Here is a 13,536-nt window from a genome sequence, read left to right as displayed (position 1 = left end):
AAAAAATATATCCATTGGTTTTGAATGTTGCTTGTGCTGATAGTGAATGCTTAGATGATATAAATCAAATCTAAATCAAGTTACGTAAAGCGTAATATATGAGAGTTGATTAAGTCACAGAGTTAATCACTAATAGTGTACGAGGAATTATCATGACCAAGCAGTTTGCATCTGTCGCCGACCTGGAAGAAAAGACCGTCAGTTTTAGCCAGCTATCTGAACATTGCTGGGCGTTTACGGCTGAAGGTGATCCCAATACAGGGGTTATTATCGGTGATGATTCGGTAATGATTATTGATGCTACCGCAACACCCGTAATGGCTGAGGATGTGGTTCGTCAGATTCGCGAAATTACGGATAAGCCAATCAAATACGTAACCTTGTCCCACTACCATGCTGTACGTGTATTGGGGGCATCTGGCTATAAAGAGCACGGTTTGGAGCAGATTATTGCCAGCCAGGATACCTATGATCTGATTGTTGAGCGTGGCCAGCAGGATATGGATTCTGAAATTGGTCGTTTTCCCCGCTTATTTCGCTCCGTCGAAAGTATCCCCGGGCTGACCTGGCCAACACTGACGTTTAAGAATGAAATGACGTTAATGATGGGCGGACTGGAAGTTAAGATTCTGCAAGTCGGCCGAGGTCATACCAAAGGAGACACTGTCGTCTGGGTACCCAGTGAACGAGTACTGTTCTCTGGTGATCTGGTTGAGTGTGATGCTGCTTGCTATACCGGTGACGCTTATCTGAGTGACTGGCCCCAGACGCTGGACAATATTGTCGCGATGGAGCCTCAAATCGTGATTCCTGGTCGTGGTCCTGCGCTGGATACTCCTGAAAAAGTAAAGGAAGGGCTGGCCTATACCCGCGCATTTGTCAGTACTCTTTATCAAAGTGCGCAAAAAGCGGTAGCGCAAAACCTGGACCTGAAGGACACCATGGCGCTGACCAGAGAGGCAATGGACCCGGAGTTTGGTCATGTCTATATCTATGAACACTGTCTGCCTTTTGATGTTACCCGGGCTCATGACGAAGCATCCGGCATTCGTGATCCTCAAATCTGGACCGCTGAGCGAGACCAGGAAATGTGGCACGGCCTTCAACAGCAACAGCCCGAATAACCCACAGCTATTTGCCTGGCTTTTAATGACTTCCATTTAACGACCTTGATGACCTTCAGGGGTTTGAGTCGTTATTGCAGTCATTTTGAGCCCGCTGCAGGTTCTTTGCCTGATAGACCCGTTATTGATCTGCTGATAATGCAGCTTATCTGAGGGTATCTCCAGCAGCACGGCTGCGACGAGTCAGTTGCAGCCTCGCCCCTGAGTGGCAAGAACGAACAAGATCAGAAAGAATAAAAAGAGGAACCTCAGATGTTTCTAACCTACGAAAACCCGGTTTACGAATACACTAAATCACCCGATCAGAATAGTTTGGCACCCGCTCATCATCCTCTGGTTATCGTTGGAGCCGGTCCCATCGGTATGGGGGCTGCTCTTGACGCTCACCTACAGGGAATACCGGCAGTGGTGTTGGATGACAATAATACCGTCAGCGTTGGTTCGCGGGCGGTTTGTTATTCCAAGCGGGCTTTGGAAATCCTCAATCGACTGGGTTGTGCCAGGCGCATGGTAGAAAAGGGGGTTACCTGGAAAGTCGGGAAAGTCTTTTTTCAGGATGAACTGGTTACCAGTTTTGATCTGTTACCCGAAGAAGGTCATGAGATCCCTGCCTTTATTAATCTCCAGCAGTACTACCTTGAAGAATACATGGTTGACGGGTTAAAGGACTCTGATAACGTTGAAATACGCTGGAAGAACAAGGTCGTTGACGTAGAGAATCACAGTGCTGCTGGCGCTCAGGACGGTACTGATCATCAGGACAAGCCGATCACGCTGACCATTGAAACGCCTGACGGGCCCTACCAGATCACCACCGACTGGCTGATCGTGGCGGATGGTGCTAATAGTTCGGTACGAAATATGCTGGATCTTGCGATGCGCGGTAAGGTGTTTGAGGACCGCTTTCTGATCGCGGATATTGTTATGAAGGCAGAATTTCCGCCTGAGCGCTGGTTCTCCTTTGACCCGTCCTATCATCCCAATCAGTCAACACTGCTGCATCGTCAATCCGATAATGTGTGGCGGTTGGATTTCCAGTTAGGCTGGGATAAGGACCCGGAAGAAGAGAAAAAACCAGAGAATATTATTCCTCGCGTCAAGGCCATGATGGGAGAGGATGTGGATTTTGAGCTGGAATGGGCCAGTGTATACACCTTTATGTGTCGTCGTATGGATCGGTTCCGCCAAGGACGAGTTATCTTTGCCGGTGATGCCGCCCACCAGGTGTCGCCGTTTGGAGCACGGGGTGCCAATTCAGGGTTGCAGGATACGGACAACCTGCTGTGGAAGCTAAAGCTGGTGATGGAAGGTAAGGCTCCCGATGCGTTGATCGACAGCTATTGTGACGAGCGAGAGTACGCCGCCGATGAAAACCTGCTGAACTCCACCCGTTCCACGGATTTTATTACGCCAAAATCCAAAGTGTCCAAGTTGTTCAGAGATTCCACCCTGGAGTTGTCCAAGGAATATCATTTCGCCCAGAAACTGGTTAATTCCGGTCGACTTTCTGACGCTGCCTTTTTGACGGAGTCAGTCCTTAATACCGCTGATCGCGATAATTTTGCAGGCAATATGGTGCCTGGTGCGGTGATGGATGATGCGCCCATAGAAGGTGATCAGCAAGAGCGTTGGGCGCTGAATGTCTTCGGCAATCGTTTCCAGTTACTTTATTTTATTGATAACGCCAGTACGCTGGATGAGCAGACTGCCAAGCAATTATCGTCACTGGAGCAGGGTGACATCCCGGTACAGGCTGTTGTCGTTGCAACCTCAGGTACTGCTCCTCAAAACCTGAAAACAGTAATAGATATCAAAGGAATGCTGGCTACTCGGTATGATGCCCAAAATGGAACCTGTTATCTGGCCCGGCCCGATCAGCATGTGGCAGCTCGCTGGCGCTCTTTTGAGCTACCGAATGTCCAGAAGGCCGTAAAAACAGCGACCTGCAACTAGATACTTAACTGGGAATAATGAGGAGGAGTACACCATGTCTCTAAACACTGAATATAACTTTCATCAAGCTGACAAACACTTCTTTCGTGCTTATCGCCCTGGTGATGATTTTTATGAAGCATTGATTGAAATGCATCGCGACTTGACAGATGAGCAGAGTGAGGCCGTTAATGCCCGATTGATCCTGCTTTTAGCTAACCAGATCGGTGACTTGAACGTATTACGTGAAGCGATGACTGCTGCGCGCCAGGGGGTTAAATCTTCCGGATAGAATTTACGTAATAATTAATTTCAGTGCATTTAGTCCTGTTTTTAATTAGTTTCATTTGCAACTAATGTAAATTCTTGCATACTTGGCCTATTAGAGGAGGGATGAGTTTCCCTTCTGACCGGCACGAGTACGAACAGAGAGATAATAGAACTATGAAATTAGCCACTTTAAAAGCGGGTGGGCGTGATGGAACTCTGGTGGTAGTCAGTCGTGATCTGCAGCACTGCGTAGAAGTACCTGAGATCGCTGGAACCTTACAATCCGCACTGGATAACTGGAGTACGACTGAGCCTCAGCTGAAAGAGGTTTATAGCAGCCTTAACAGTGGAGAATGTGCGGGTGCCAGAGCATTTGATGTTGAGGCTTGTCATTCACCACTCCCACGGGCTTATCAGTGGGCTGATGGTTCCGCCTATATCAATCATGTTGAACTGGTTCGAAAAGCCCGTGGTGCGGAACTTCCCCCGTCGTTTCACACCGACCCTCTGATGTATCAGGGGGGCTCTGATAGCTTTATTACCCCACGAGATAATGTCGTTGCATCCAAGGAGTGGGGGATCGACTTTGAGGCGGAAGTCACTGTTGTGACTGATGATGTTCCTTTTGGAGCAACTCCAGAGCAGTGTGCTGATAAGATTCGCCTGATTATGCTGGTTAATGACGTGTCTCTACGTGGATTGATTCCTGGCGAATTGGCAAAGGGGTTTGGGTTTTTTCAATCGAAACCGGCCAGTGCGTTTTCTCCTGTTGCTGTTACTCCGGATGAGCTGGGTGATGCCTGGAAGGACAGTAAAGTCCATTTGCCACTTCAGGTGCACTTGAATGATAAGTTGTTTGGTAAGCCGCAGGCGGGCGTGGACATGACGTTCGACTTTTCGCAACTGGTGGCGCATGTGGCTAAGACCCGGGAGCTTTGTGCCGGCTCTATCGTTGGATCAGGAACGGTTTCCAATAAGCAGGGAGACCTGTTTGGTTCCAGTATTGATAACGGTGGTGTTGGTTATTGCTGCCTGGCGGAAGTTCGGATGTACGAAACTATCGAACAGGGCAAGCCCAAGACTGCTTTTATGGATTACGGTGATCGAGTAAAAATTGAAATGTTCGATGCTGATGGCCAGTCTGTTTTTGGCTCCATTGAAAACGAAGTGGTCGCACCTTCCTAAGGAGCAATGCTTTTAAACAGGCTGTTGATGATCTTATCCGGTCTTTATCATCTTCCTGAACGACAAGCCCCGAAAGTCTCTTATCTTGCGTCCGATGAGTGTTTTTCGGGGCTTTTTTTAGCCTTTTAATCCTTTTGGTCTTAGATCAGTCATTTTTTCCCGGAATAGATACTGAGCTTTTCCGCCCAGGTATGAAATGCGCTTTCATCAGCCGCTTCGGTTTCCGCTACCAGAAAGTCGATCAACACCCGCACTTTGGTCGGTAGGAATTCACGTTTAGGGTATATCAGGTAGACACCGTATTTTTCAGATCTGAAGTAGGGCCGTATTGGAACAATTCGACCGTTGTTTAACCAGTTTCTGGCGATAAAATGAGGAACCTGGGTCAGTCCGAGGCCTTGAGCGCAAAGATCAGCCAGCGCTTCGCCATCATCCACGATGAATTGTCGTCCTGGATCACAGGGTTGCCCGATGTCGCCATCGGGTACAAGCACCGGATGTAATCGGCCCGTTTGCCGGTAGCGAAAACGAATCCATGGGTGCTCGGTAAATTGTGCAGTGGTTAACGGATAGCCGTTGTTTTCAATGTAGCCGGGAGAAGCACAAATCAGAAAATCTATCGTGCTTAATTTACGTGCTACCAAGCGGCGGTCTTCCAGCGTACCACTGCGGACGCACAAGTCGATACCCTGTTCCATTATGTCCACATAGCTGTCGTTAAAAGACAGATCTAATTGAATATCCGGATAACGCTTAATAAAACGATGTAACGAAGGCATGACGTAGGTTCGGCCGTAGGAGACAGGCAGGCTGACTTTCACACGGCCTTTGGGCTCCTCGTTCGACTGCTTAAGCTGCAATTCACACTGTTCCAGTTCTTCTATGATATTTCTGGCGCTGATCAGGTAGCGGCTGCCCGCTTCAGTCAGGCTGACCTGGCGTGTGGATCGGTGGAATAGTTTGATGTTCAGGTGCTGTTCCAGTCGAGCCATACTTTTGCTTAAGGTCGAGGGGGATAACCCCAGGTGTTTCGCTGCTGCAGCAAAACCTCCCTGTTCAACTGCAACGACAAATTGTTGTAATAGGCTAAGTTTGTCCATTCGTGAATAAATGTCACAAGTGTTAAGAATAGGAGGGTATTCAATCATATATGTATCGGGTTTACTATGCGCTCATTGAGCCGGCTCATTCCCTTTCTTACCTTAAGAGGAATGTACTCATGTTAAATAAACTTCGAAACAGCTTTATCGGTATATTGGTGGTTACCGCTTTGTTGACAACAAGCGCCCAGGCAGCAGACAAACGAATAGGAATACTGGTGTTTGATGGGGTGCTGACCTCAGATATAACCGCTCCAATAGAGGTCTTTGGTATTGCCAGCAAGCAATCCTGGTTTGCCGATTATGAGACCATCACAATCGCCGTTGATAACAAGTCACTGATTGAGACGGAAGAGGGGCTGCTGCTAAAAACCGATGCGATGCTTAAGGACCGTCCTGAAGTGGATGTTCTGCTGGTACCGAGCAGTTACGATATGGCCCCCTTGCTGGCTAACAAAACGCTGATCAGCTACATTCAAAAAACGGCCGAGAAGGCCGAATGGATGGCAAGTAATTGCTCAGGAGCCTTCTTACTGGCAGAAGCGGGGGTTTTGGATGGTAAACAGGCGACGACCTGGGCAGGTGGAGAGCAGGGCTTGAAAAGTGAATACCCCCAAGTTGATGTGCAGTTCGACCGTAACTATGTCAAAGATGAAAAGGTCATCACTTCCAATGGTAGTGTTGTCAGTTATGAGGCAGCTCTAGCCCTGCTGGCTGAACTTTCTTCTCCTGATCGGGCAAAAGACGTGGCTGATGCGCTTCAGTTTAGTCGGGTACGCCCGCTGTAACATCGTTTATATCCCCTTCGTTGATAGAAGAGCAGTCCGGCAGGATTGTTCTTTGTTATTGCAAATGATAATCAATATCATTAGTATGATTATTATAGGCTCATAGAGGCGTTGGGCTACTATGGACTGAGGAGGATAGTATGGACGAGTTATTAACCATGGAGCAGGCTCCGGGTCAGGACGCTACAGTCAAAGTGGAAATTTCAACACAGCTGTTGGCAGGTTTCATTGAGCAGGGGTTACTTTGTGTCGCTGATCTAAGGTGTATGGATTCTGACAGTCGAAATCAAATTAAAAAACTCTGCCTTTCAGTCTGTGCCCGTAACTCTTTTTGTGGCGGAAATTTAGCCTGTGCCCGGAGCCTGGATTGTATGGAAACTGATTGCCATATAAAGGCTTACCATGACACCGGATACTCTGAGTGGAAAGAGCTGAATTCAAGAACTCAGGGGCTGAACAGCCTTCAGGGGCCTGATATGCATACAGCAGCCGGGCTAGCTGAATTGATTTATAAATCCAGCCGTGTTTAGCAGGCAAAGTTAATGGTTTCGTCGGTAAAGATGGTTGTTCGGCGTCAGGGGGAACCCCTTGACCGTAAAACAGTCTCAATTTAAACAATAGCCGATTAACAACGAAAGCCGGTTCAAGGTCGTCTGGCGTTCAACAAGGCCGACAGAATAAAGCCAGACTTGCTATGTTAATTTAGCTGCTATGTTAATTTAACTGATATGTTGATCTGGCGGTGGACACCGATAAGCAGTATTGAGATGGGGTGTTTACGAAATAAATCAGGTGAGTCGATGAGTGCCATTTTACCTTCGCGTCTATTTATCGTTGTGCTTTGTCTTGCGTCTTTTTTTGCTGCCTCATCGCTGACCATGGATGTCAGCGCAAAACCAGCGGCATGGTATCTCTGGAAAAGTAAAGTGGATGACTTTGTGATCTGTCGGCAAAGTAGCGCCGGTGAAGGCTGGATAAGAATTGGTGGGCCCTACAAAAATTCGCGCTGTGGACGTTAAACCCTTGACGCAGAGGCCTTTATCCATAATCTCCAACGAGCAGGATTGTCCGCCAATCAGTCTGGTCCTGCACGGGCACCTGATTCTGTACTGACTCTAGTGGTTAGACAGTTTTTCTCCAGGGGCTGGGTTCGGCGTGATTCATATCGCTGTGGACGATATGATCAGTAATCCAGTCCTTTAGTATCGATACCAGTTCCGTGTTCAGCACCGTTTCCCCAGCACGCGTTTTGTCTCTGATTCTTCTGATATGATGCTTGATTTGCAAATGTTCGGCACTGTGTTGTTTTAAGTCTGAAAAATTCAGTTTTTTCATCAGCTGTTCTTCAGTTTCAAAGTGAAACTCAATATATGAGAGGAGTTCTTCTATCGCCTCGATTGACTTATCAAGGTTGGCTTCATCTTTGACATTCTGCGCCAGGCAGTCTATCAAGCTCAATAAGTGCTTATGTTGGGCATCGATAGTCGGGTCTCCAACCAGCATCGATCCGCTGCTGACGTCGGTAAAGAGAAGCTGCTTCTCTATTGCAGACTTTTTCAAAAACAGCAGAAACTCCGTTGGTGACAGGGGCTTGCTGATATAAAACCCCTGTATTGACTCGCAGCCTTCTCGTTGCAGTACTTGAAGTTGTTCTTTCGTTTCAACACCTTCGGCTATCACCTCAAATCCCAGATTATGAGCCAGTGAAATGATGGCCCGGACAATGGCTTCATCACGAGTGTCTTTGGTCAAATTGGAGATAAAAGTCCTGTCGACTTTTAACACGTCCAGTGGGAACTGCTTAAGATAGCTAAGGGAAGAGTAACCGGTACCAAAATCGTCTAAAGACAGTTTGACTCCCAGGGACTTCAGACGATTTAACTTATCAACGCCGCCATCAATATCCTCCATCAGCAGGCTTTCTGTCAGTTCCAGGTCGAGTTGATTCGGTTGTATTTTCTCTTTTTCGATAGCTGCTTCGATAATCGGAATGAGTTGCGGATCGGAAAACTGTCGCATGGATAAGTTCACTGCGATAGTGGCTTCCGGTTCCAGTAAACCCATTTCAGCCCAAAGCCTGCGTTGATGGCATGCTTCCCGGATAACCCAGGCCCCTACTTTGTGGATCATGCCAATCTGTTCCAGAATGGGAACGAACTGGGTTGGTGGAACCAACCCCAACCGGGGGTGTTGCCAGCGAAGTAATGATTCTGCCCCTAAGACGCGGCCAGTATTTATATCTACCTGAGGCTGATATACCAGGAACATTTCCTTATTTTCCTGGGCCTTACGTAAACTGCTTAACAGCTGCAACTGAACCTGGGCAGCGGCTGCGATTTCCGGCGTATAGTATTCAACCTGACTGCCCGGAGCCTGTTGGGCTTTGTGTAACGCCATGTTCGTTTCCTGCAATAGCATCACCGCGTTTTCTTCACCGCCGTAACCAACAGAAATGCCTATTTTTAGATCGAGGTATATCTCCTGGCGGTTGATTAGGACAGGTGAGCTGAATACCTGCAACAGGTTCTCTGCTATTAATGTGACGTTGTTAATGTCTTCAGAATTCTGAGTGATAATCGCGAATTCGTTTCCACCGGTATGAGCCAGCAAGTCAGAGTTTGTCAGGCAGTCACGAATGCGTTGTGATGTTTTGGCCAGTAGCTGATCAGTCAACTCCATGGTTAAGGTACTGCTGATCAGTTTGAAATTATGGATATCGACAAAAAGCAGGGATACCAGGCTGTTGTGCATTTTTGATTGTAACAATGCCTGCTGAAGCTGCTGTAAGAAGCCCTCTCTATTCACTAACCCAGTCAGATGGTCATAATGATTGCTATGGGCGATTAGTTGTTCAAAGTTCTTTCGATCCTGAGCATCTTCGAGCAGCGTTCTCAGGTATTTTTCATTCTTAAGGTCTGATTGCGTCAAATGGGCTTGCGCACCTAAACGCAACGCTTGATGTGCAACGTTATCGTCTTCAGTGAGGACCAGAATCGGAGAGTTTGGCAGCATCTGGTACAGCTCCCGCATCACCTCCAATCCCTGCTGGGGATTCTCCTGCAAATCCAGTAACAGCGCATCCTTATCGTGCTGGTTAGCGCCTGAACTCAGCACACTCCCAAGAGGCAGGGCCCGAAGTCGGGACTCTGCAATCAGTCTGAGCAGTGCTTTGTTTTTTATTCTGTTTCCGGCCTTGAGTTGATCGATGCCGGTGTCACTGATTTTTTCAGACATATCTACATAAAGAATACTTAGCGCACCCGTTTTTTTAATACCGGTACTGCTATTTACTACTGTGTGCATCATACCCCCTTGCTCGCATGGGTAACTGCTTTGGGTTTTAACGACCTTATTTGCAGTCAATAAACCTTCTTTTGCTAACTCAATGACAGACGATGACTTTTTCTCGGTTCGATCTGACAAAGGCTCTGGTCGCTTGGTTTTTGATTTCTGCTGCGGAACCGGGTCACCTGTCTAAAAGCCCTCAATGCAAACAACTCTTTGCCTGTCAGCCGCTGAGTCGATAACAGCCTGTGTAGCTGGCCGTCAAGACGGATAAGACCTCACAGGAGAGGGAGTGTCTGAACAGAGGGAATAATCATCTTTCTCTCCATGAATGGTTATAGTCCTTGTGGAAGAAGATAAGGTGCGCGACCTGTCTAAATCTTTAAGCTATTGATGAGAATCAGCCTAACGTTTATAGCCAAGTTTTTATGATGCTCTTAAGGTAATAGCGTAGTGGGAATTAGGCAGGAGTCAAATATTCGCGGCAGGTTATTGTTGACAAATGATGAATATCAATATTTCTTTGTTGCTATCTGCAGTTTATAGCGGCTGGACAGGCATTGGCTGTTTGCAGCTAAAGAATATATTCGCTGCTCAGATCTGTTTAAAAGTTTGATTTTCATGTGCTTAGCTGTCCTTTTAGGACAATGGACAGCTATATGTCAATAATGTCGCGAGATCTGACATGGAAAAACTGGCACTTGTGATCTAGCCTCCTATTAGTATTTGCCGGATAGTATTTGCCGGATAGTATTTGCCGGATAGTATTTGCCGGAGCGAAGGTGCTTCTGACTCAGTCTTCTGTGTTTTCTTTGAGTTGATCTGTTTAAAGGCTCCCTAAGGATCCGCAGAGAACGTCATGGACTTATTCGCAGCTTCCCTGTGACAAGGACTGTAATGAGTATTTGCTGATGGACAAGATTTCTTTCTCACTCTTTCTAGTATTTTTTTGTAATGATGAAGTTCTGCTTCTGTTGATGTCAGGCCTTAAAACCCAAGACCTAACAACAGAGGGCTTTCCTGTTGGTAACAATCAGTTCGCCCGGTTCTCTGAATTGAGTTATGTATCGATGATTACCGCTTTAAATACATCAGACTCTGTATGTAATACGAAGAGCTCAGCATGGAGTAAAAGGGTTTAGTTGGTAAAGGATACCTATGAAAGTAAATACACCGGTTACCGATAAGGAGGTGGTCCTTCAGGCCAATCAGGAGATCGTTTCCAAAACGGATCTGAAGGGGTTGATCACCTATGTAAATCAAGAGTTTGTTGATATCAGTGGCTTCACTGAACACGAACTGATCGGGAAAAATCACAATATCGTACGTCACCCGGATATGCCGCCGGAGGCCTTCGCTGATCTTTGGGCAACTTTGCTGGCCGGTGAGCCCTGGGCAGGTATGGTTAAGAATCGTTGTAAAAACGGCGACTTCTATTGGGTTAAAGCGAATGTAACACCCGTCAGGGAAAACGGCCGGATTATTGAATTTATGTCGGTGCGTTCAAAGCCCGGTGCTGGCGAAATAGCGGCTGCTGATACGCTTTATCAGAATATCAAAGAGAAAAAGTCCAGCTTGGCTCAGCCTGGATATATAAAAAAGCTGAACTTACGTCAGAAACTGAATGGTTTTGTTATTTCTATTGGCGTGGTCCTGGCTCTCCTGGGGGCTTTTTTATTCAGTGGGCTTGATTCGGTTGAGCGCAACTGGAAAGACTATCAGAACCAGGTCGTGAAACGACAGCAGCTACTGGCTGAAGTCAAATCGCAGTTTGGTTATGGTGGGGTAGTACATAATTTTAAAAATTATGTGCTCAGGGCTTCGGAGGTTTACTACCAGCGCACCGAGCAGAATTTTGTTTCCTTAAATGACATGTTGGTACGTTATCGAGCCCTGCATCAGGGAGATGCACAAGAGCGTGGGGCTTTGGCAGCCATTGAAAATGTAATCGGAAAGTATCGCCAGGCGCTGAAGAACAGCAAATCCCTGGTCTCTCAAGGGCTGAGTTCGTCGGAGGTTGATGCGGCTGTCAAAATCGATGACTCGCCAGCCTTTGAAGCCTTTGAAATGCTGGAAAAAAAGAATCGGGGTTTGTCTGTCAGTAGTGGCGAGGCTTTGAGCATCACTATCGATAATTCAAGCTGGGGGCTCCTTGCAGGAGGAATCTGCTTTTTTATCTTTGTAGGCGGTTTTCTCAGTATTACCTTTCGTAACGTCATTCTTAAGCCAATCAATGAGCTGGTTTTCTTGATGGGCCAGACTGCTGAGGGAAAGTATAACGCGGAGGTGGATCTCAGCCGCAGAGATGAATTGGGTCAGCTGTTCAGAGCGGTTAAAAGCATGCAGATTAAGCTGGGTTTTGATATTAGTGACAGCAGGTCTCAGACCCGAGAGGCTCTCAGGGTCAAGGAAGCCCTGGATAATGTCAGTAGCAACGTCATGATGGCTGATACCAGTGGCCGGATTATCTATATGAACAAAGCCGTGATGGGCATGATGACCAGAGTTGAAGAAAATATTCGCGCGGACTTACCTGAGTTTGAGGCGGGTAAGCTACTGGGGAGTAATATAGATCAATTCCACAAGAACCCGGAATACCAAAGAGAGCTGCTAAAAGAACTGTCCACCAGCTATGAGGGGAAAATCAGCATTGGTGGAAGTCACTTTAGTCTGACTGCCAGTCCGGTCGTGGATGGTAATGGCAACCGATTAGGGACCGCGGTGGAATGGCAGGATATTACCGAACAACTGGATGCCGAGCGGCAAGTGGAAGCGTTAATAAAAAAAGCAGTGGTTGGTGAACTGGATGACCGTCTGAATTCGACTGCTTATAGCGGATTTATGAAAAACATCGCCAATGGTGTCAATCAGATGCTGGACACGATGATTGTACCTATTCGCGAAGTCTGCCGAGTACTAACGGCGATGGCCGAGGGAGATTTAACGGCAACCATGGAAGGTCAGTTTCAGGGAGAGTTTGCACAGCTGAATGATGCCCTCAACAGCACTTTACAGAAATTGCGCGGCACCACGGGCAGCATCATTGAATCTGGTAATCGTATCTCTTTAGGGGCCTCTGAAATTGCTCAGGGCAATGCCACACTTCGTCAGCGAACGGAGCAGCAGGCAGCCAATCTTGATGAAACGGCCTCCAGTATGGAGCAAATGACCAGTACGGTTAAGCAGAATGCTGAGAATGCCAGAGAAGCCGATATACTGGCATCAAAAGCCCGGGATCAGGCGGAAACTGGCGGCGAGGTGGTTGGTCATGCAGTGGGAGCAATGGCAACTATCAATGAGAGCAGTAAGCGAATTTCTGAAATTATCGGAGTCATTGACGAGATTGCTTTTCAAACCAACCTGCTTGCTTTGAATGCTGCTGTTGAGGCCGCGAGAGCCGGGGAGCAGGGGCGTGGTTTTGCTGTTGTGGCATCTGAAGTGCGTAAACTTGCCCAGCGAAGCGCCAGTGCAGCCAAGGATATAAAAGATCTGATTAGTGATAGTGTAGACAAAGTAAGCGAAGGGACTCGATTGGTTAATGAATCCGGTCAGGCGCTGACCGATATCGTCCAGTCTGTAATAAAAGTCAGTGATATCGTCGCCAGTATAGCTGAGGCCAGTCGAGAGCAGTCCAGCGGAATCGAGCAGGTAAACCAAGCGATTTCTCAAATGGATGAAGTGACTCAGCAAAATGCAGCCTTGGTTGAACAAACAGCCGCAGGAAGTGAAGTGATGAGTTCTCAGTCTCAACAAATGGTTGAAATGATTGCTTTTTTCAAGATCCACGAAGAGGCTGAATTAAATCAGCGCAGTAGTCGAAGCGCCGGATAGATTTATTACCGGTGCTGAGGA

The 13,536-nt window shown here is 47.3% G+C and carries 10 protein-coding genes; 8 read left to right on the top strand and 2 right to left on the bottom strand.

Annotated elements, in window-relative coordinates:
- Nucleotides 1-152: 152 nt before the first annotated feature.
- The 4 genes from BGP75_RS10855 to BGP75_RS10840 all read left to right on the top strand — a co-directional run bounded on the left by BGP75_RS10855 (nucleotide 153) and on the right by BGP75_RS10840 (nucleotide 4,511).
- A complete protein-coding gene (locus BGP75_RS10855) occupies nucleotides 153-1,124 on the top strand; it encodes an MBL fold metallo-hydrolase (protein ID WP_076718649.1) in 972 nt (323 codons plus the stop codon).
- A 252-nt stretch (nucleotides 1,125-1,376) separates the two neighbouring features.
- Nucleotides 1,377-3,077 carry an FAD-dependent oxidoreductase gene (locus BGP75_RS10850; protein WP_076718647.1) on the top strand — a complete coding sequence of 567 codons (1,701 nt, stop codon included), beginning with the start codon at nucleotides 1,377-1,379 and terminating at the stop codon, nucleotides 3,075-3,077.
- 34 nt (nucleotides 3,078-3,111) lie between these two features.
- Nucleotides 3,112-3,348, top strand: coding sequence for a DUF2783 domain-containing protein (locus BGP75_RS10845; RefSeq protein ID WP_076718645.1), 237 nt, complete (start codon nucleotides 3,112-3,114; stop codon nucleotides 3,346-3,348).
- A gap of 152 nt (nucleotides 3,349-3,500) precedes the next feature.
- Nucleotides 3,501-4,511 (top strand): fumarylacetoacetate hydrolase family protein, encoded by a 1,011-nt coding sequence (locus tag BGP75_RS10840; protein ID WP_076718643.1) that lies wholly within the window; start codon nucleotides 3,501-3,503, stop codon nucleotides 4,509-4,511.
- A 149-nt stretch (nucleotides 4,512-4,660) separates the two neighbouring features.
- Here the strand turns inward: BGP75_RS10840 and BGP75_RS10835 are convergent, their stop codons facing one another.
- Nucleotides 4,661-5,611, bottom strand: coding sequence for a LysR family transcriptional regulator (locus BGP75_RS10835; protein WP_076719251.1), 951 nt, complete (start codon nucleotides 5,609-5,611; stop codon nucleotides 4,661-4,663).
- A 119-nt stretch (nucleotides 5,612-5,730) separates the two neighbouring features.
- On the opposite strand from BGP75_RS10835, the gene BGP75_RS10830 reads away from it, so the two are divergent.
- The 3 genes from BGP75_RS10830 to BGP75_RS10820 all read left to right on the top strand — a co-directional run bounded on the left by BGP75_RS10830 (nucleotide 5,731) and on the right by BGP75_RS10820 (nucleotide 7,418).
- The gene (locus tag BGP75_RS10830; RefSeq protein ID WP_076718640.1) at nucleotides 5,731-6,399 is read left to right on the top strand and encodes a DJ-1/PfpI family protein; all 669 of its coding nucleotides are present in this window, start codon (nucleotides 5,731-5,733) and stop codon (nucleotides 6,397-6,399) included.
- 140 nt (nucleotides 6,400-6,539) lie between these two features.
- A complete protein-coding gene (locus tag BGP75_RS10825) occupies nucleotides 6,540-6,929 on the top strand; it encodes a hypothetical protein (RefSeq protein WP_076718638.1) in 390 nt (129 codons plus the stop codon).
- Between the two features lie 270 nt (nucleotides 6,930-7,199).
- Nucleotides 7,200-7,418: a hypothetical protein gene (locus BGP75_RS10820; protein WP_076718636.1), complete on the top strand. Its 219-nt coding sequence runs from the start codon at nucleotides 7,200-7,202 to the stop codon at nucleotides 7,416-7,418.
- Between the two features lie 103 nt (nucleotides 7,419-7,521).
- On the opposite strand, the gene BGP75_RS10815 is transcribed toward BGP75_RS10820, so the two are convergent.
- The gene (locus tag BGP75_RS10815) at nucleotides 7,522-9,702 is read right to left on the bottom strand and encodes a bacteriohemerythrin (protein WP_158070095.1); all 2,181 of its coding nucleotides are present in this window, start codon (nucleotides 9,700-9,702) and stop codon (nucleotides 7,522-7,524) included.
- A 1,140-nt stretch (nucleotides 9,703-10,842) separates the two neighbouring features.
- Between BGP75_RS10815 and BGP75_RS10810 the strand changes: the two genes are divergently transcribed.
- Nucleotides 10,843-13,515 (top strand): methyl-accepting chemotaxis protein, encoded by a 2,673-nt coding sequence (locus BGP75_RS10810; RefSeq protein WP_076718631.1) that lies wholly within the window; start codon nucleotides 10,843-10,845, stop codon nucleotides 13,513-13,515.
- Nucleotides 13,516-13,536 lie beyond the last annotated feature (21 nt).

Origin of the sequence: Motiliproteus sp. MSK22-1, from assembly GCF_001968815.1 — a bacterium.
In the GTDB taxonomy this organism is placed as follows: Bacteria; Pseudomonadota; Gammaproteobacteria; order Pseudomonadales; family Balneatricaceae; genus Motiliproteus.
Note: the sequence above shows the minus strand (reverse complement) of the source record. Positions and strands in the feature narration are given on the sequence as shown.

Excerpts from the sequence above, each read along its gene's own strand:
- BGP75_RS10835 (WP_076719251.1), bottom strand. The coding sequence starts at position 5,611 with ATGGACAAACTTAGCCTATTACAACAATTTGTCGTTGCAGTTGAACAG.
- BGP75_RS10825 (WP_076718638.1), top strand. The coding sequence starts at position 6,540 with ATGGACGAGTTATTAACCATGGAGCAGGCTCCGGGTCAGGACGCTACA.
- BGP75_RS10820 (WP_076718636.1), top strand. The coding sequence starts at position 7,200 with ATGAGTGCCATTTTACCTTCGCGTCTATTTATCGTTGTGCTTTGTCTT.
- BGP75_RS10845 (WP_076718645.1), top strand. The coding sequence starts at position 3,112 with ATGTCTCTAAACACTGAATATAACTTTCATCAAGCTGACAAACACTTC.
- BGP75_RS10810 (WP_076718631.1), top strand. The coding sequence starts at position 10,843 with ATGAAAGTAAATACACCGGTTACCGATAAGGAGGTGGTCCTTCAGGCC.
- BGP75_RS10855 (WP_076718649.1), top strand. The coding sequence starts at position 153 with ATGACCAAGCAGTTTGCATCTGTCGCCGACCTGGAAGAAAAGACCGTC.
- BGP75_RS10830 (WP_076718640.1), top strand. The coding sequence starts at position 5,731 with ATGTTAAATAAACTTCGAAACAGCTTTATCGGTATATTGGTGGTTACC.
- BGP75_RS10840 (WP_076718643.1), top strand. The coding sequence starts at position 3,501 with ATGAAATTAGCCACTTTAAAAGCGGGTGGGCGTGATGGAACTCTGGTG.
- BGP75_RS10815 (WP_158070095.1), bottom strand. The coding sequence starts at position 9,702 with ATGCACACAGTAGTAAATAGCAGTACCGGTATTAAAAAAACGGGTGCG.
- BGP75_RS10850 (WP_076718647.1), top strand. The coding sequence starts at position 1,377 with ATGTTTCTAACCTACGAAAACCCGGTTTACGAATACACTAAATCACCC.